Origin of the sequence: Streptomyces blastmyceticus (assembly GCF_039521185.1) — a bacterium.
Classification (GTDB): domain Bacteria; phylum Actinomycetota; class Actinomycetes; order Streptomycetales; family Streptomycetaceae; genus Streptomyces; species Streptomyces blastmyceticus.
In genome coordinates this window covers 23,770-40,601 of the sequence record NZ_BAAABW010000021.1, presented here as the reverse complement: position 1 = coordinate 40,601, position 16,832 = coordinate 23,770, and the positions used below count along the sequence as shown (strand labels likewise).

The 16,832-nt window shown below is 72.1% G+C and carries 18 protein-coding genes and 3 tRNA genes; 8 read left to right on the top strand and 13 right to left on the bottom strand.

The features are described 5' to 3' along the window. Positions 1-154: 154 nt before the first annotated feature. The 3 genes from ABD269_RS18915 to ABD269_RS18905 all read right to left on the bottom strand — a co-directional run bounded on the left by ABD269_RS18915 (position 155) and on the right by ABD269_RS18905 (position 3,555). The gene (locus ABD269_RS18915) at positions 155-931 is read right to left on the bottom strand and encodes an IclR family transcriptional regulator (protein WP_344119283.1); all 777 of its coding nucleotides are present in this window, start codon (positions 929-931) and stop codon (positions 155-157) included. A 222-nt stretch (positions 932-1,153) separates the two neighbouring features. After that, entirely contained in the window at positions 1,154-2,836 is a 1,683-nt protein-coding gene (locus ABD269_RS18910; RefSeq protein WP_344119281.1) for a hypothetical protein, read from the bottom strand. After that, positions 2,833-3,555, bottom strand: coding sequence for an ABC transporter ATP-binding protein (locus ABD269_RS18905; protein WP_344119279.1), 723 nt, complete (start codon positions 3,553-3,555; stop codon positions 2,833-2,835). The genes ABD269_RS18910 and ABD269_RS18905 overlap by 4 nt, the downstream gene beginning before the upstream one ends. A gap of 109 nt (positions 3,556-3,664) precedes the next feature. Here ABD269_RS18905 and ABD269_RS18900 point away from each other — a divergent pair, with 109 nt between their 5' ends. Both ABD269_RS18900 and ABD269_RS18895 read left to right on the top strand, forming a co-directional pair. After that, positions 3,665-4,243 (top strand): hypothetical protein, encoded by a 579-nt coding sequence (locus tag ABD269_RS18900; protein WP_344119275.1) that lies wholly within the window; start codon positions 3,665-3,667, stop codon positions 4,241-4,243. A 291-nt stretch (positions 4,244-4,534) separates the two neighbouring features. Further along, positions 4,535-5,095 carry a class F sortase gene (locus tag ABD269_RS18895; protein ID WP_344119273.1) on the top strand — a complete coding sequence of 187 codons (561 nt, stop codon included), beginning with the start codon at positions 4,535-4,537 and terminating at the stop codon, positions 5,093-5,095. A gap of 52 nt (positions 5,096-5,147) precedes the next feature. Here the strand turns inward: ABD269_RS18895 and ABD269_RS18890 are convergent, their stop codons facing one another. The 3 genes from ABD269_RS18890 to trxA form a co-directional block, all read right to left on the bottom strand. Further along, positions 5,148-5,573, bottom strand: a complete 426-nt coding sequence (locus ABD269_RS18890; protein ID WP_301887590.1) for an OsmC family peroxiredoxin — start codon at positions 5,571-5,573, stop codon at positions 5,148-5,150. Between the two features lie 68 nt (positions 5,574-5,641). After that, a complete protein-coding gene (locus ABD269_RS18885) occupies positions 5,642-6,304 on the bottom strand; it encodes a histidine phosphatase family protein (protein ID WP_344119270.1) in 663 nt (220 codons plus the stop codon). Beyond that, positions 6,297-6,695, bottom strand: a complete 399-nt coding sequence (gene trxA / locus ABD269_RS18880; RefSeq protein WP_301887587.1) for a thioredoxin — start codon at positions 6,693-6,695, stop codon at positions 6,297-6,299. The genes ABD269_RS18885 and trxA overlap by 8 nt, the downstream gene beginning before the upstream one ends. Before the next feature lie 305 nt (positions 6,696-7,000). Here trxA and ABD269_RS18875 point away from each other — a divergent pair, with 305 nt between their 5' ends. Together ABD269_RS18875 and ABD269_RS18870 are read left to right on the top strand one after the other, a co-directional pair. Beyond that, a complete protein-coding gene (locus tag ABD269_RS18875; RefSeq protein ID WP_116211530.1) occupies positions 7,001-7,633 on the top strand; it encodes a DUF4956 domain-containing protein in 633 nt (210 codons plus the stop codon). Next, positions 7,630-8,427, top strand: a complete 798-nt coding sequence (locus ABD269_RS18870) for a polyphosphate polymerase domain-containing protein (protein WP_344119266.1) — start codon at positions 7,630-7,632, stop codon at positions 8,425-8,427. Before ABD269_RS18875 ends, ABD269_RS18870 begins: the two co-directional genes overlap by 4 nt. A 113-nt stretch (positions 8,428-8,540) precedes the next feature. On the opposite strand, the gene ABD269_RS18865 is transcribed toward ABD269_RS18870, so the two are convergent. Beyond that, on the bottom strand, positions 8,541-8,900 hold the full coding sequence (locus ABD269_RS18865; protein ID WP_344119264.1) for a hypothetical protein: 360 nt from the start codon (positions 8,898-8,900) through the stop codon (positions 8,541-8,543). A gap of 236 nt (positions 8,901-9,136) precedes the next feature. Between ABD269_RS18865 and ABD269_RS18860 the strand changes: the two genes are divergently transcribed. Further along, positions 9,137-9,766: a hypothetical protein gene (locus ABD269_RS18860; protein ID WP_344119262.1), complete on the top strand. Its 630-nt coding sequence runs from the start codon at positions 9,137-9,139 to the stop codon at positions 9,764-9,766. A gap of 28 nt (positions 9,767-9,794) precedes the next feature. Here ABD269_RS18860 and ABD269_RS18855 read toward each other — a convergent pair whose 3' ends face one another. Next, positions 9,795-10,523 (bottom strand): HNH endonuclease family protein, encoded by a 729-nt coding sequence (locus ABD269_RS18855; protein WP_344119260.1) that lies wholly within the window; start codon positions 10,521-10,523, stop codon positions 9,795-9,797. 155 nt (positions 10,524-10,678) lie between these two features. Here ABD269_RS18855 and ABD269_RS18850 point away from each other — a divergent pair, with 155 nt between their 5' ends. Next, positions 10,679-12,553: a CASTOR/POLLUX-related putative ion channel gene (locus tag ABD269_RS18850; RefSeq protein WP_301887582.1), complete on the top strand. Its 1,875-nt coding sequence runs from the start codon at positions 10,679-10,681 to the stop codon at positions 12,551-12,553. A gap of 15 nt (positions 12,554-12,568) precedes the next feature. On the opposite strand, the gene ABD269_RS18845 is transcribed toward ABD269_RS18850, so the two are convergent. The 5 genes from ABD269_RS18845 to ABD269_RS18825 form a co-directional block, all read right to left on the bottom strand. Further along, positions 12,569-13,654 carry a CU044_5270 family protein gene (locus tag ABD269_RS18845; protein WP_344119257.1) on the bottom strand — a complete coding sequence of 362 codons (1,086 nt, stop codon included), beginning with the start codon at positions 13,652-13,654 and terminating at the stop codon, positions 12,569-12,571. Further along, positions 13,651-14,271, bottom strand: a complete 621-nt coding sequence (locus ABD269_RS18840) for an RNA polymerase sigma factor (RefSeq protein WP_344119255.1) — start codon at positions 14,269-14,271, stop codon at positions 13,651-13,653. The genes ABD269_RS18845 and ABD269_RS18840 overlap by 4 nt, the downstream gene beginning before the upstream one ends. Positions 14,272-14,459: 188 nt before the next feature. After that, a tRNA-Ile gene (locus ABD269_RS18835) sits at positions 14,460-14,533 on the bottom strand. A gap of 176 nt (positions 14,534-14,709) precedes the next feature. After that, positions 14,710-14,785 (bottom strand) — tRNA-Asn (locus tag ABD269_RS18830). A 5-nt stretch (positions 14,786-14,790) separates the two neighbouring features. Continuing rightward, positions 14,791-14,863, bottom strand: a tRNA-Asn gene (locus ABD269_RS18825). Between the two features lie 209 nt (positions 14,864-15,072). Here ABD269_RS18825 and ABD269_RS18820 point away from each other — a divergent pair. Next, positions 15,073-15,360, top strand: coding sequence for a YtxH domain-containing protein (locus ABD269_RS18820; RefSeq protein WP_344119253.1), 288 nt, complete (start codon positions 15,073-15,075; stop codon positions 15,358-15,360). A gap of 42 nt (positions 15,361-15,402) precedes the next feature. After that, the gene (locus ABD269_RS18815; protein ID WP_116211682.1) at positions 15,403-16,830 is read left to right on the top strand and encodes an FGGY family carbohydrate kinase; all 1,428 of its coding nucleotides are present in this window, start codon (positions 15,403-15,405) and stop codon (positions 16,828-16,830) included. Positions 16,831-16,832: the final 2 nt, after the last annotated feature.

Sequence of the window (16,832 nt, the reverse complement as noted above, 5' to 3'; positions counted from 1 at the left end):
GCCATGGCCTGTCAAGAAAATTAAGGGCTCTCCCGCAGGGCGAGAAACGGGCCCGCGCTTTCCGCTCTCCCGCCCTGCGAGAAACGGCATTCGAGGGAGCACGCCCTCGGGTTCCCGTGCCAATTCCGCAACAATCCGTTAACCGCGGGGAAACTTAAGTGGAGCTGGCGGTCTCCGCCGACCAGGCGCCGCGCCGGCCCGCCTGGCCGAAGCCGGCGGCCGCCTGCCTGGCGGCCTGGGCCAGATCCGGCCACCGCGGGAGGCTGTCCTTGGGCTTGAGCACCGCGACGGCTCCCATGATCAGTCCGTCCCAGCGGACCGGGGCGGCGCAGCCGTGCCAACCGGCCGCGCACTCCTCCACGTCGAGGGCGACGCCCCGGCCCCGCACGTCCTCCAGGGAGCGCAGCAGCGCGGCGTTGTCGCGATGGGCGCCGGGACCCGCCCCCTCGGGGGTCGGCTCGGCCATGACGGCCTCCTGGATGACCTCGGGGAGGTGGGCGAGCATGGCCCGGCCCGCGGCCCCCGTGCGCAGCGACTGGGAGATCTCCAGGAAGGCCCGGTGGCCGATGCCCAGTTCGGAGAGGTCGGAGTCGCCGACGGCCATGTCCAGGCACTGCTTTCTGGCGCCGCCGAAGGGCGCCAGCGCGAAGAGGAACACCAGCCCCTCGCCGGTGGCCTCGCGCAGCTCCTCCAGTACGGCGTGCGCGACCCGGGTGTTGGGCGCGTGGGAGAGCGCCTTGAGGCCGAGCCGGGCGGCACCGGAACCGAGCCGGTAGAGACCGCGGCCCTCACGGGCGAACGTACCGTCGTAGACGCCGGACTGGAGAATGCGATGGACCGTGGAATCATCCAGTCCGGTTATCTCGGCCAGCTCGCCCGGCCCGTGCACCTGCCCCTCGATCTCGGTGAAGGCCCGTTGGACCCGGAACACCCGGTCAGCATGGGTACTTCCTCCTATAGCGCCGCTCCTGGCCATGAAGTCCACTTCCCCCTGGGTTGTCCTCACACGGTGATCAACCACGGTCAACAGGCTAACCACTTCCGGCCGCAGACCGCTCGCTCGCCCTCGTCACGGCCAACAAGCGGAATGGGAAACGGAATCGGGGGACAGCGGGGGAAGGCGGCCGTGCCGCGGAGCCGGGGCGCGCCCCGGTCACGACGAGGGCCGACGCACCAACCGGTCGGCGGAACGTGCCGCGAAATACAGCAGCCCCCCGCTCAGCAGCAGCGCGACCGAAGCCGTGTCCGCCACGGAACCCGCGCCGGGAACACCCCGCAGGGCCGCGCGCAGCGCGAGCGCCAGCCCGCCGACGGACACCAGCGGCCCCGCCGCGTACCAGGCGAGGAAGAGCAATATCCCCGGGTCGCCCACCGGCGTGCTCACCCCGGTGAACATCAGGCTCGTACGAGACGGGCCGCGGCACGCCGCGAAGACCGCCGCCGCCGCGAACGGCACCGCGCACACCGGCATCAGCAGCAGCGCCCACGGCGCGCCCGCCACGGCGAACGGGACGGCCGCGAGGGCCGCCAGCAGCGCGCCGACGACCGCCGGCACGACCGTGTGCTGGAGCATCAGCACACGGAAGCGGAACGGCGACCAGGCAGCGCGCCCGACATCGTCGGTTTCCAGCCGCGCGGGCTCGGCGAGCGCGCCCACGGCGACGTAGCCGAGCAGCAGGGCCACGACGAGGCACAGGGTCCGCCGGCCGCCGCCGAGTTGCGTGCCGAGGGCGGCCGCCGCGGTGGCGCAGGCCGTCCACATCAGGGCCCTGGCCAGGCGGCCGGGCGCGCGCAGCAGCGCCTGGAGGTCCCGCCACACCACCACGAGGTACTTCGAGCGCGGCACCCTCAACCGGATCCGGTAGGTCCGGCCGCCGTCCGCGGTGGCGTCCAGCAGCGCGAGCCTGGCGGCCCTGAGCTCCACCGTCCACATCACGGACGACACGGTCTGCGCCGTCGCGGCCCGCCGGCGCAGCTGCGCGGTCGGCACGCGCGCGGCGTCCCGGTCCCCCTGGAACAGGGCGGCGGCGGTGAGGAGGGCGAGCGGGAGCAGCGCGTACGGCCAGGCCGGCGCGGAACCGCCGGTCGCGGCGACCACCGGCTGCGCCGCCCACCCCCACGGCCCCGACCACAGCTCGGCCCGCTCCAGCGGGGCGAGCCGGTGCCCGTACCCCGCGAGCACCACCTGCCCGGCCAGCAGCATCAGCACCACGACAACGAGCGGGGTGAAGCGGCGCACGGACCGGGCGAGCCGGGCCCGGCGCTCCACCGCCATCCCCGCCGACACCGCCAGCAGCGGCAGGCAGAGGGCCGCCGGGAGGAGCGCGAGCAGCGCCGTACCGAGCGACGCCAGGTCCATCACGCGCAGCACCACGGCCCCGGCGGCCGCGCACAGCAGACCCGGCACGACGGAGACCCCGGCGGACAGCCAGAACCAGGGCCGCAGCACCCTCGCCCGGCGCACGGGCTGCGTGAGCAGCCAGCCCACGGACGGGCCCGGCACGACGACCGGCCCGCGCCACAGGGCGTCCCGGGCGGCGGCCAGGACGAGAGCGGCGGTCAGCAGGGTGAACAGGGCGGGCAGGGTGCGCTGCACCCCCGTGCCGAGACCGCCGTAGTCGGCGCCCAGCCGGACCTGCCGCAGGAAGTGATAGGCGTAGCCGCTGCCGTAGCCGACCACGGCGAGGACGGCCGTGTAGAGGAAGACGGCCAGGTCACGGCCCTTCCGCCGGCGGTGCTCACGGCGCTTTTCCCGCAGCCACGCCAGCGTCTCGGCGGTGCGGTCGTCGTCCTCCTCGCTCCAGGTGGGCTCGTCGTCGGTCCCCCGCACGGTCATCGCCGCAGCCCCAGCCGTGCCAGCACCTCCGCGGGCGGGCCCTCGGCGATCACCCGGCCGTCCTCCAGTGCGACCATCCGGTCCGCGACCGCCTCGGCCAGCTCCGCCTGGTGCGTGGCCAGCAGCACGGCGACACCGTCCGCCTTCTCCCCGGCCAGCAGCTCCGCGAGCCGGACCCGCGCGTCGGGGTCGAGCCGCTGCTCGGGCTCGTCCAGCACGAGGAGATCTCGCGGGCGGACGAGCGCGGCCGCGAGCAGCAGCGACTGGAGCTGGCCGGACGACAGGGACCCGGGCAGCGCCCGCGCGTGGTCGGACAGCCTGCGGTCGGCGAGCACATGGTCGATCCACGCCTGCGCGTCGTCCACGGCGTGGGCGACGGCGACGAGTTCGAGGTGCTCGCGCACCGTCAGGTCCGGGTAGGTGGCCACCGTGTCCCCGACGACCGCGACCCTGGCCCGCACCTCCGGGTCGTCCTCGCTGACCGGGCGCCCCGCGAACAGGGCGGTGCCGCGGGTGGGGGTGTCACGGCCGCTCGCGATGCGCAACAGCGTGGACTTGCCGGAGCCGTTGTGCCCGAACAGGGCCGTGCAGGTGCCCGCCTCCAGGTCGAGGTCGATCGGGTGCAGCGCCCGGCGTTCCCCATAGGTACGGCCGACCCCGCGCAGCCGCAGCAGCGGGGCGCGGTCCGGGTGCTCGGTGTCGTCGCCCTGCGCGGCCATCAGACCTCCGTACGTGGTGGGACTCCCCAGACCCTAACCAGGCGGGACGAACGGCCGTCGTCCGCGGTACGCCCGCGCGGGGAGCGACGGGTGCGCGACGATGGACCTCATGAGTCCAGTGCCTGATCCCGACCGGGGTTCCCCGTCCGACTTCGGCCCGTTGAGCTTCCAGCTCGTGCTGCTGCGCAGGATGGCCGACCACCAGCCCGGGCTGGTCGAGGACGCCCTGCGCGAGCTGGGCGTCGACCGGTCGGAGATGCGGGAGGCCAATCGCCGCTGGCAGGCCATGCTGCACTCGCCGCGGCGGCGCGGCGCGGGCGCGCGCTACCGCTCGGTGCTCGGCCCGCCCGAGACCGTCGGCGAGCGGCGCGTCGGCGACCTGACCTTCGAGGCGCTGACGTGGCCGGTGCCGCTCTGGCCCGACCTGCGCTTCGAGGTGCTCGCCGCGCCGGGCGGCGCGATCTGGAACGAATGGCTCGTCCGCGCGCCGGGCGCCCCGGCCCCGGCCCTGCGCACGGCCGGTGACCTGCTCCCCTGGTCGTGCACCGTGGACGAGGTGGCCCGCGCTTTCGCCCCCGCCCGCCCTATGGAGGGCACGGCGCCGACGCGCTGGCAGCTCGCTTTCACGACTGCCGAGGGCGAACGGGTGGCGGAGTTCACGTGGGGACTGTTCCAGCGGCTGCTGTAGCGGGTACGGGTGCGCAAATCCAGCCCGTCCGGCGTTTGAGGACAGCGCGCGGAGCGTGCTTCGGGGTCTGGGGCGGAGCCCCAGTTTCGGGAAGGGGCGGGATTGGGGAAACAAACCCGCCGGCCCGCACCCGGGCACGGGTCCGGGGCGGAGCCCCGGCCTCGGCGGAGCCGAGCATCAGACGCTGCGGGAAGGGGCGGGGCTGGGGAACAAACCCTCCTCCTTTAGGCCGAGAGGAAACTGGCCGTTTACCCGAGGTAAGCCCGCACGGCCAGTGCCTAGCGTGGCCCCATGCCCCGTATCCGCCTCCACGCCATCGCCCTGGCAGCCACAGCCACCCTCGTGGTCACGAGCTGCTCGCTGACAAGCGACCGCACCAAGGAAGCCAGCGGAACCCCCGCCGCCACGGAGGAGCCGTCCAAGATCTCCATCCCGGACATCGGCGTGGACAGCCGCCTGCTGCGCCTCGGGCTGAACAGCGACGACACCGTGCAGGTGCCGCCGCCGGAGAAGGGCATGACCGCCGGCTGGTACACCGGCAGCGCCGAGCCCGGCACCCCCGGCGCCGCCGTGATCATCGGGCACAACGACACCCGGGACGGCAAGGCCGTCTTCCACGACCTGGGCAAGGTCAACAAGGGGACGGCCATCGACGTCGAGCGCGGTGACGGCAAGGTGCTGCGCTTCTCGGTGACCGGCACGGAGACGGTCGACAAGAGCGCGTTCCCGACGCAGAAGGTCTACGGCAAGACCTCCGAGCGGGTGCTGCGACTGGTGACCTGCGCGGGCGACCTCGACGCCAAGGGGCACCCGGTGCAGAACCTGATCGTCTACGCGGCGCTCAAGGCATGAGGCGCGTGAGGCCGGGAGTCACACGACCCCCGGCCTCACAGCGACGGCTGGCTCAGACGAGCTCGGCCGTCAGGGTGATCGTCGTGCCGGTGAGCGCCTGGCTGACCGGGCAGTTCTTCTTGGCGTCCTCGGCGGCCGCGGCGAAGGCCTCGGCGTCCAGGCCCGGCACCTCGGCGCGGACGGTGAGGTGGATGCCGGTGATGCCCTCGCCGGGCTGGAAGGTGACGTCCGCCTTGGTCTCCAGGCGGGTGGGGGGCGTACCGGCGCCGGTCAGGCCGTGCGAGAGGGCCATCGAGTAGCAGCTGGAGTGGGCGCCCGCGATCAGCTCCTCGGGGCTGGTCTTGCCGTTGGCCTGCTCGGCTCGCGACGGCCAGGAGACGGGGTAGTCGCCGATGCCGGACGAGTCGAAGGTGACGGTGCCGCTGCCCTTGAGCAGTTCGCCTTCCCAGACGGTGTGCGCGGTGCGGGTCGTAGCCACGTTGTCGTTCCTCCATGGAAGCAATGGGTCATATCAAGATCGGGGACGGTCCTTGCGACCGCCACCGATCATCGGCCGGTCACGGCTCCGGGCCCGGTTCCGACACGCTCGTCGCCCCGGCCCCGGCCGCTGTCCGCGGACGGGGGCAGGTTCCAGGCGACGAGCGCCGGGCGCCCGTGCTCGGTGCCGATGCGGCTGACAGTAGCGGTGTCCAGCCGGAAGAGGGCACCCGCGGTGGGCGGCAGGCCGAGCCTGCGGGCGGTGAGCACCCGCAGGAAGTGCGCGTGCGCGACCAGCACCACGTCCCCGCCGTCGGGGTCCCCGAGCAAGGGGGCGATCCGGGCGAGCACCCGGTCGGCGCGGGCGCCGACCTGTGCGGCCGTCTCCCCCGGGTGCCCGGCGGCCCCGGGCGGGACGCCGTCGTCCCAGAGGTACCACTCGGGCCGGGTGCGGTGGATCTCGTCGGTGGTGACGCCCTCGTAGCCGCCGTAGTCCCATTCGTGCAGGTCGGGGTCGGGCTCAGGGTCCAGGCCCGCGAGCTCGGCGGTCCGTACGGCCCGCTTGAACGGGCTGGCCAGCACCGCCGCGATCCGCCGCCCGGCCAGCAGCGGACGCAGCGCCTCCGCCTGTTGCTCACCGTGCTCGGTGAGCGGGATGTCCGTCAGTCCGGTGTGCCGCCCGGAGCGGCTCCACTCGGTCTCGCCGTGCCGGACCAGCAGGAGCTCACTCACCGGTCCGCTGCTCCCCGCCCTGCTCGGCCTGCGCCTCGGCCACGGAGGCCCGTACCTCGTCCATGTCCAGGGCCCGGGCCTGCTTGATGACGTCCTCCAGCGCGGCCTCGGGCAGCGCGCCGGGCTGGGCGAAGACGGCGATGTTGTCCCGCACGATCATCAGGGTCGGGATCGACCGGATCTCGAAAGCGGCGGCCAGCTCGGGCTGGGCCTCGGTGTCGACCTTCGCGAAGACCAGGTCCTCGTGGCGCCCGGCGGCCCCCTCGTAGACGGGGGCGAAGTTCCGGCATGGGCCGCACCACTCCGCCCAGAAGTCGATGAGCACGAATCCGTTGCCGGAGACGATCTCGTCGAAGTTGTCCTTGGTGAGCTCCACCGTGCTGCTGCCCATGCGTGACTACCTGCTTCCGGTTCTCGCGGTCGAGTACCCCAGCACGGCCAACCAGGCAGCGCCGGGCGCTATTCCTTCCGTGCCCCGCGACGTGGTCCGTCATCCGGTCGAGGGGCGGGGCGCGCCTTCACAAGAACGTCGAACGCGTCACGGCCGGTGCCGTTCCGGACACTCGCGTTCCGCCTCCATCAAGGATTCGCATTGTTCACTCATAAGCGAGCACTTGTTCACCCAGAGTTCTCCGTGTCCCGCGTTTCCCCGTCCGCACGGGAGAGACCCGACCACTCACAGAGAGCAGTGAAGCGATGGACTCCTTCCGGCACCTCGCGGCGCATCTGGGGCTCGACCTCGTCGCCGTCTGCCTGCTCACCTTCGCGGTCTACTACCCGCGCCATCGGCGCCGCGATCTGGTGCCGGCCTATCTGGCCCTGAACGTCGCCCTGTTCACGGTCGTCGCCGCGCTGGCCGAGATGAGCGGCGCCGGTGGCACGGCGCTCGGCTTCGGCCTGTTCGGCGTGCTGTCGATCATCAGGCTCCGCTCCGACTCCGTGCAGCACGAGGAGGTCGCGTACTACTTCACGACGCTCGTCCTCGGCCTGCTCTGCGGCCTGCCGCACCTGGCCTTCGGCCTCACCGCCGGGCTGAGCGCCGTGCTGCTGCTCGTCATCTACGTCGCCGACCACCCGCGGCTGCTCGCCCGCACCCGCCGCGCAGTCGTCACCCTCGACGCCGTCCACAGCGACCCCGCCGCGCTGCGCGCCGACCTCGCCCGGCGGCTCGGCGAGCCCCTCAACTGGACGGTCATGGAAGTGGACTTCGTACGCGACCTGACCGTCGTCGACGTCCGCTACCGCGAACCCGAGCAGGGCGCGGGCGCCCGCCGGGCAGCCCCCGCAGAACCGGCCCGCAGCACGGCACCCGCCTGGGAGTCGGTGTGAGCCCCGCGGCCGTACGGGCCATCACCGAGGCCGCCCACGCAACGGAACCCATCCCGCTCGCCGAGGTCAACGCCCGGTCCGCACTGCTCGCACGCTTCGACCGCAGCTACCTCGTCCCCGCCCCGGTCTTCCTGCGCATGGCAGGACACCTGACCGACCCACGCCGGCCCGGCGGCCCCTTCCGGGCCCTGACCATCGACGGCAGACGCACCTTCCGCTACCACTCCGTCTACTACGACACCCCCCGGCTACGCTCCTTCCACGACCACCGCCAGGGCCGACGACTCCGCTTCAAAATCCGCGAACGCCTCTACCAGGACACCGGAGAGCGCCAGTTCGAGATCAAACTCAAAGGCAGCCGCGGCGACACCGTCAAACACCGCCGCCCCCTCACCGGCACCACCACCCCACTCGACACCCCCTGCCGCACCTTCCTCACCGAAACCCTCCACCACGCCTACGGCATCGACGCACCCACCGCACTGCACCCCTCCCTCAGCACCGACTACCTCCGCGCCACCTTCGTCGCCGACGGCGAACGCATCACCTGCGACGCCGGACTCACCTGCCACGACCTCCACACCCACCGAACCGCCCACTGCGACACCACACTTGTCCTGGTCGAAACCAAAACCACAGGCCACCTCACCGAAGCCGACCGACTCCTGCACACCTACGGAATCCGCCCGGCCGTCTTCACCAAATACTGCAGCTCGTTCACATGGCTACGCCCCGGCCTGCCCGGCAACCGCTGGCGACGAAGCGCACGCGACGCGTTCGGGATGCCTGCCTGACGAAGGGTGGTCACACCGCACGGGCCGCACCAAAAAGCCGGACGGGCAGAAAGTCCAAGCCCGTCCGGCGATTGAGGACACGGCCCGAAGGGACGTGCCCCCCACAACGCACATCAGCCCCGACGCCGCCTGAAGATCCGCTTCGCGGCGTAGATGATGCCCACGATCAGCAGCACCAGGAACAGGACGATCAGGATCCCCACGATCAGCAGGAACTTGCCGAGCTTCGCGAAGAAGCCCTTCTTTTTCTTCTTCTCGTGCTTCGAGGCCAGTTCGACGGTCGCCGGGGCGGCGGCGGTCGTCCGGGACGCATCGCCCCGAGCGCTCGTGGACGCGTCGGCCGGTCCCGCGGCCGCGGCAGGGCGGATCGCGGTGGCCGCGGCAGCCGTGTGGGTCGCCGTGGCCGTCAGGCCCATGACGGCCATCGCGACGACCAAGGCGCCGACTATCGAGCGTGCGATCCGGTGCATCATCTTCGTTTCTGTCCTTACGGTCCGTAGACGGTCGTGACCTGCGTGTTTCCTTGGCCGTGGCGGCCGCTGCGGCACAGGCCGGAGGAGAGTACCGGCGCCCCGGCCCTCGATCAAGGCGAGCGCGGAAGCACGCCCCGCACCGCCGTGCGATCCCCGCGCTCCCAAGACACTTTAGAGGTTGCGCAACTGGGGAAGTTTCATGGAGTCCGTCACGCCAACGCAATCGGGGGACGCCCATGGACAGTCTGGACCACTTGAGGGTGGAGGACACACCCGACTTCGAACACGTCGTTCAACAGGCGCTGCACTTCCCCGAGATCAGGGACGCGGTGCGCGGCGGCACCGCGCCGGTCAGCGCCGAACAGCTGCGCACGATGGCGCTCCGGGCCCGCGCGGAGATCGCGGCCACGGCGGCCGACGAGTACCGCGCGTACCTCCGGACGCGCACCACCGCACCCCAGGATCCGCCCCCGCCGGCGCCGGGCGGCCGGTCGGTGCCCGGTTTCGGCGGCGGGCTGCTGGGGGCGCTGGGCGTGCTCGTGCCGACGCTGGCGGCGGTGGCCGCCGCGGCCTTCCTGCTGCTGGGCTACGGGCTGCGGCTGACCGGCACTCAGGAGCACCTCGCGGACGGACTGGTGACCGCGGGCTGGACGACGGCCGTCGTCGCGGCGACGACCGCGGCCGCCGCGGCGGCGGCGCTGCTGGTCTCGGCGGTACGGCAGCGCTCCGCCCCGGACGACGAGGCGCAGCCGGAGGCGGAGACGGCAGTGGCGCGCTCCCGGCAGGCATGGCAGCAGGCCCTGCTGGAACGCGGCGTGCTCCCCTTTCTCCACTCGGCCCTCCAGGAGCCCCGCCATTCCCCGTGACCACGACACCGGCCGGGGCACCGGGCACTTACCGCAGCGCGACGCCCTTAGCGTCACCGCCCGGCAGCGCCTCCCCCGGGCAGCCCTCCAGAACCTTCCCGATCGCGTCCCGCTCCTCCTGGGTGACCCACAGCCCGTACGCCTTCTTGACCGCCACCTGCCGGGCCACATATGTGCACCGGAACCCCTTGTTGGCGGGCAGCCAGGCCGACGCGTCCTTGTCGCCCTTGCCCATGTTCGCCGGACCGTCCGCGGACACCAGGTTGAGCGGATCGTTCGCGAGTGCCTCGCGCCGCGCCTGCGGGAGCTTCTGCGCCCCGGTCTGCCACGCGTTCGACAGCGCGACGATGTGGTCGATCTGCACCGCGGACGACGTCTTCCGCCCGCGCTCGAAGTGGATCTTCCCGCCGGTGTACGGGTCCGCCAGCGTCCCCGCGTCTATCACGCACTTCGAGCCGCTCTTGAACTTCTTGTCCGTCAGATCGCGGGCCAGTATGTCGTTGCGGGTGTCGCAGGAGTTGCCCGAGCCGGGGGCGGACGTCGAGTCCGACCACGCCGGGCCGAACTTGGCCTCCCGGTCGTAGCCGGACTTCGACGCCGCCTTCTTCACCGGCAGCTCCGCCAGGGCCGCCCGCGCGGTGCCCGGCCGGCCCTTGTCCTTGTCGTCCCCTCCCTTGTCCCCGGCCGAGGAGCATCCGGCCAGGGCGGCGGCCAGCAGGACCGCGGCGAGGGCTGTACGGGTGGTGCGGGGGTTCACGGGAGACGGCCTCGTTTCGTATCGGAGCACATACCTGCGCGGACCGGACGGGAGAGCACCCGCCCCGGCCCCGTAAATGATCACTCAGGGGCCGTCATGTCCCCATATCGGCCCACCCCGACGCGGACATATCCCGAGGACAGGAGCGGAAGCGAGTGCGACGCGTAAGGCTGCGGGACCGGCTGCGGTACTGGTTCGACGGCACCATGGACCGGGGGACGCCCGCCCTGATCGGCTGGCTGGCGCTGGCCTCGGTGGTGCTGATCGGGGTGATCACGGCGCTGGTGGTCGCCTTCACCGACGAGGACACCGAGGCCAACGGCGGCTGGGTGGGCGTCGCGTGGATGAGCATGCTGCGCACGCTCGACCCCGGGACCATGGGCGGCGACAAGGGCGCGCCGCTGTTCCTCTTCCTCATGCTGACGGTGACCATCGGCGGGATCTTCATCGTGAGCGCGCTCATCGGTGTGCTGACGACGGGTCTGGACAGCCGGATCCAGCAGTTGCGCAAGGGCCGCTCCCGTCTCATCGAGCGCGGGCACACGATCGTGCTGGGCTGGTCGGAGCAGGTGTTCACGGTGGTCGCGGAGCTGGTCGAGGCCAATCAGAGCGAGCGCCGCTCCTGTGTCGTGATCCTCGCCGACCGCGACAAGGTCGACATGGACGACCAGATCCGGCAGCGCGTCCCCGAGACGGGCCGCACCCATGTGATCTGCCGCTCCGGCAACCCCCTCAAACGCGCCGACCTGGAGCTGGTGAGCCCCGACACCGCCAAGTCGATCATGGTGTTGCCGCCGGTCGGCGACGACCGCGACACCAGTGTCATCAAGGTGCTGTTGCTGCTGAACAACCGCACGTGGCAAGGCCCGCGGCCGCCCGTGGTCGCGGCGGTGCAGGAGTCGGACAACCTCGCGGTCGCCCGGCTCGCGGCGGGCGACTCCGGACTGGTCGTCGACGCCGACGACTTCGCCGTACGGCTCGTGGTGCAGTCGCACCGCCAGTCCGGCCTGTCGGCCGTCTGCGACGAGCTGCTCAGCTTCTTCGGCAACGAGATCTACATCCGCCGCGAACCCGCGCTGACCGGTTCGACCTACGGGGCGGCCCTGGACCGCTACGACCTGGGCATCCCCATCGGGCTGCGCAGGCCGGACGGGCAGGTGCTGGTCAACCCCGGCATGGACACCGTGATCGGCGCCGACGACGAGGTGATCCTGGTCGCCGAGGACGACCTCCTCATCCGGCTCGCCGACCGCCGGCCGGAGGTCGCCACCCCCGCGATCGTCTCCGTGCCGCGCCGCCCACCGGCACCGGACCGCACGCTGCTGATCGGCTGGAACTCCCGCGCACCGAAGATCATCAGCCTGCTGGACCAGCTCGTACGGCCCGGCTCGGTCATCGACGTCGCCGCGCCGGAGCGCCCCACGGAGGAACTTCAGGCGCCCCGGTGCTGCCTCACGGTCGGCTATCAGCACTGCGAGCCGACCAACAGGAAGTCCCTGGAGGCGCTGGGTCTCGGCGGCTACCAGCACATCGTCGTGCTCTCGGACGAGAGCGTCGACCCCGATCTGGCGGACGACCGGACGCTGGTGACGCTGCTGCACCTGCGGGACATCGAGGTCGGGCTCGGCGACCCGTACTCGATCGTCACGGAGATGAACGACGACAGCAACCGCGAGGTGGCCCAGGTCACCAAGGCCGACGACTTCATCGTCAGCACCAAGCTGACCTGTCTGCTGCTGACCCAGCTGGCCGAGAACCGCGATCTGTACGGGGTCTTCGGCGACCTCTTCGACCCGGTGGGCTCGGAGATCTACCTCAAGCCCGCGCCGAACTATCTGCGGCCCGGTGCCGAGGTGAACTTCACGACGGTCATCGCCGCGGCGCGGGAACGCGGGGAGACCGCGATCGGCTACCGCCTCGGGCGCGACGGCGACAAGCCGCCGTCCTACGGGGTGTTCCTCAACCCGCCCAAGGCGGGGCCCGTCACCCTCTGCGAGGGGGACCACGTCATCGTGCTCGCCGAGAACTGACGCGGCCCTGGCCCCTCAGACCTTCCTGCCGTCCGGGAGCTCCTTCTTCGCGTCGACCACGGCGCGCCGGACGACCGTGGTCTGGCCGGTCACCGTGCCGGGCTCCATGCCGTAGGCCGCCTTGAGCAGGACCTCGCGCTGGCCGAGGTAGTCGTAGGTGTTCTTGTCGAAGACCCACTCCTTGCGCTTGTCGCCGATGGTGAAGGCGATGGCGATACCGGGGCGGCCCGCCGCGTCCACGGTCTTGTCGACCAGCGTGACGCCCGGGATCCTGGCGGCCGCCTCGTAGAGGGCGGCGCTGGTCGACGGCGGCGCGATCTGCTCCTGGAGCAGCTGCCCGATCTCCTTGAACGCCATCCAGTCGGCGTCGTGGTCGCCCGGCTTCCCGCCCTGGTAGAGCCGCTTGAGCAGGGCTTCGGGGTCGGTGGGCAGCGCCTTCACGCTGTTGTAGGAGTGCCGGTTGTCGCCGGTGCCGTGCTCGCCGTCGTCCAGGTCCTCGCCCTTCTTGTCGATGAGGCCGTGTCCGGGCTCGTAGAGGAACCCCTTGGTGCCGTCGGGCGACTTCCAGATCTGCCGCTGGTGGAGCGGGGTGATCCAGTTCTTCTCCTCGCCGTTGTTGTTCTCGCTCCTGAGGAACGACACCTTGCTCTCGACGTAGATGAACTGGTCCGCCCGGGGCTCCAGGGCGGGCTGCTTGGCGGCGGCGAGCGAGATGCGCTCGACGGCGGCCGGCAGGCCCTCGGTGGTGCCGGGCTCCAGCCTGAGCACCTCGGGCTCCGCCGTGGCCCCACCGGCCCGTACGTCTTCGTGGGCACCGGCACCCGGGCCCCACTGGCCGATCGCCACGGCGCCCGCGACGAGGGTGGCCGCGACGGGGAGGGCGATCCAGGCGGTGCGGCGGAGGCGGGGACGAGCGGGGGCCGGGGCGGTGCGCGTGATCTCGTCCATCAGGTGCTCCTTGAGCAGCGTGTGCCGGTCGGCCGGGAGGGCGGGGTCACCGGGCGCGGGCAGCAGCAGGCCGAACTCGGCGTGGTCGAGGGACTCGTGTGTGAACGGCTCCCCCTTGAAGGGGTCGTTGCGCCGCTTCGGGTCGGTCGTCATCGGTTCCGTTCCTCCTTCTTCGGGCGGGCCGGGGCGGGGGCGTCGTATACGGGCCGGAGCGGCCGGGGGGTGTCGGCGGTCTTCTGCCGCAGCTCGCGCTCGGCGAGCTTGCGCAGCCGTGCGCGCGCCCGGGACAGCCGCGAGCGCACGGTGCCCACGGGCACGTCCAGCGCTTCGGCCGCCTCGGCGTAGCTCAGGCCGGACCAGACGCAGAGGGTGACGACCTCGCGTTCGGATCTGCGGAGCTTGCCCAGGGCCGCCTTGGCCGCAGCGAGCTCCTCGGCGTCGGCCATCCGCCCGACGAGCTCGTTGGCGAAGTCGGGCAGCGCCTCTCTCGCGGGCAGGCGGGCCATCGCCCGCTCATGACGGCGGGCGGCGCGGGCGGTGTTCCGCAGTACGTTCACCGCGATGCCCATCAGCCACGGCCGTACGCTCTCGTTCTCGTCCCGCAGCTTCTCGCGCAGCCGCCAGGCCTCGAGGAAGGTGAGCGAGACGACGTCCTCGGCCAGGGCCCAGTCGCCCGTCACCCGTACGGCGTGCCGGTGGACGAGCCGCGCGTGCTCGTCGAACAGCTGCCGGAACGCGCCGGGGTCGCCGCCCCTTATGCGGTCGTGCATCGAATGTTTCACACCCAGTCTTGTCCGCCCACGGACAGCCGTTCCCGTGACGCGGGTCACACCCGGCCGCGCTGCCGGGCTCACCTCGGGCTCACGCAAAGGCGCCAACAGCACGAGGCCCCGCCCGAAAACTTCGGGCGGGGCCTCGTAAGACCAGGTCGCAACGTTTCTGCACCTGAGCCGCAAAGTGGGGCGGGTGGGACTCGAACCCACGGCCGACGGATTATGAGTCCGCTGCTCTAACCGGCTGAGCTACCGCCCCGTTCACGGCGCGTCGCGCACATCTGTGCGCGCCGTCTGCCGCAGCATAGCTGCTCATACGATCTGCTGCCCTGGTGGGGCCTTATTGCGTGACCGACCTGACCATGAGGACTTCGATCACGCCGGGTTGGTTCCCGCCGGACGCAAAAAAGGACCCCTCGCGGGGTCCTGATCTGTTGGCTCCCCCGACTGGACTCGAACCAGTAACCTGCCGATTAACAGTCGGCTGCTCTGCCAATTGAGCTACAGGGGATCGCGCTCCCCCGACTGGACTCGAACCAGTAACCTGCCGATTAACAGTCGGCTGCTCTGCCAATTGAGCTACAGGGGATTGCTGCGTGTGCCTCGAATGCTCTGCCGTCCGGTCTTCCGGGCGGCGTGCGCTCGCTGCGACACATACATTAGCGCAAGCAGGGGGGTGCTCCGCCAATCGGTACCTCGGGAGTGACCTTCGCACCCGGCGGGTAGGCGCGGAGCACAGCCCGGCGGCCCCCGCGGAGCGCGTGGGGCGCGAGGGATCCGAGGGAAGGGTGGAGCGCGATGCGCTACCGGCTGACGTTCATGATCGGGGCTGCCGTCGGGTACGTGCTCGGCGCACGGGCCGGCCGCGAGCGGTATGAACAGCTGCGCAAGGGAGCACAGCGGGTGGCCCAGAACCCCGCGGTCCGCAATACGGCGGAGTCCGCCGCGCAGAACAGCCGGGCCATGGCCGCCAAGGCGTTCGACAGGGTGGGCGACCGGCTGCCGGGGGCCGTAAGCGACCGGGTCCGCTCGCTGCGCGAGCGCGGCCAGGCCGCCGAGGACGACTGGGGCACCAGCAACACCTGACCGGATGACGGCCGGAGCGCGACCGTTTGGCATCATCACCGCATGGGCATAGTCGCCGGTTTGGACAGTTCCACCGAGAGCACACGGATCGTCGTCTGCGACGCGGAGACGGGTGCCGTGCTCCGTCAGGGGTACGCACCGCACCCCTCCTCCCCCGAAGGTGATCCACAGGCGTGGCTGATGTCGCTCGGCGACGCCGCCGCCGGCGGGCTGCTGGAGGGCGTGCAGGCGATCGGCGTCTCCGCGCAGCAGCAGGGGCTGATCGCGCTGGACGCAGGCGGTGTGCTCGTCCGGCCCGCGCTGCTCGGCAACGACAAGCGGATGCAGGCCTCGGCGGCCGATCTGACGGACGCGCTCGGCGGCCGCGCCGCGTGGGCGCAGGCCGTCGGGTCCGTGCCGCAGCCCGGTCAGGTGCTGGCGAAGCTGCGCTGGCTGGCGCGCAACGAACCGGAGTCGGCGACGCGGACGGCCGCGGTGCTCCAGCCGCACGACTGGCTGGTCTGGCAGCTGCTGGGCCGGCCGCAGCGGCGGACGACGGACCGCGGTGACGCCTCCGGCACGGGCTGCTGGTCGGCGGCGACCGGGTCCTGGCGGCCGGACCTCGCGGAGCTGGCACTGGGCCACCCGGTGACGCTGCCGGACGTGCTCGCCCCCGCGCAGCCCGCCGGGCACACCCCCGAGGGGCTGCTGATCTCGGCGGGCACGGGCGAGACGATGGCCGCCGCCTTCGGGCTCGGTGTCGGCCCCGGCGACGCGGTGATCTCCCTGGGCGCCTCGGGCTCGGTCTTCGCCGTGCACCACGAGGCCCTCATCGACCCCACGGGCACCATCACCTCCTTCGCGGACGCGACGGGCATGCACCTGCCCGTGGTGCACACCCTCAACGCGGTCCGGGTGCTGCGCGGCACCGCCGAACTGCTGGGCACCGACCTGGCGGGCCTGTCCGAGCTGGCGCTGCGGTCCTCGCCCGGGTCGTACGGACTGGTGCTGCTCCCCTATCTGGAGGGCGAGCGCACCCCGCACCTGCCGCACACGGCGGGCAGCCTGACCGGGCTGCGCCGCGAGAGCATGAAGCCGGAGCACCTGGCGCGGGCCGCGTTCGAGGGGATGCTCTGCGGGCTCACGGACGCCCTCGACGTGCTGCGCACGCGCGGGGTGCAGGTGCGGCGGGTGTTCCTGCTGGGCGCCGCGGCCGAGCTGCCCGCCGTGCAGGCGATCGCGCCGGCGCTGTTCGGCGCGCAGGTCGTCGTCCCGCAGCCCGCGGACTACGCGGCGCTGGGTGCGGCCCGGCAGGCGGCCTGGGCGCTGGGCGTCCAGCACGGCACGCTGTCGCCGCAGCAGCCTCCGCTGTGGCCCGCGGCGGCCAGCCAGGTGTTCGAGGCCACGGGCGAGGAGGTGCCGGTGGGGCAGGCGGTGCGGCAGCAGTATGTGACCGTGCGCGAGCAGTCCCACCCCGGGGCGTTCCAGTAGGA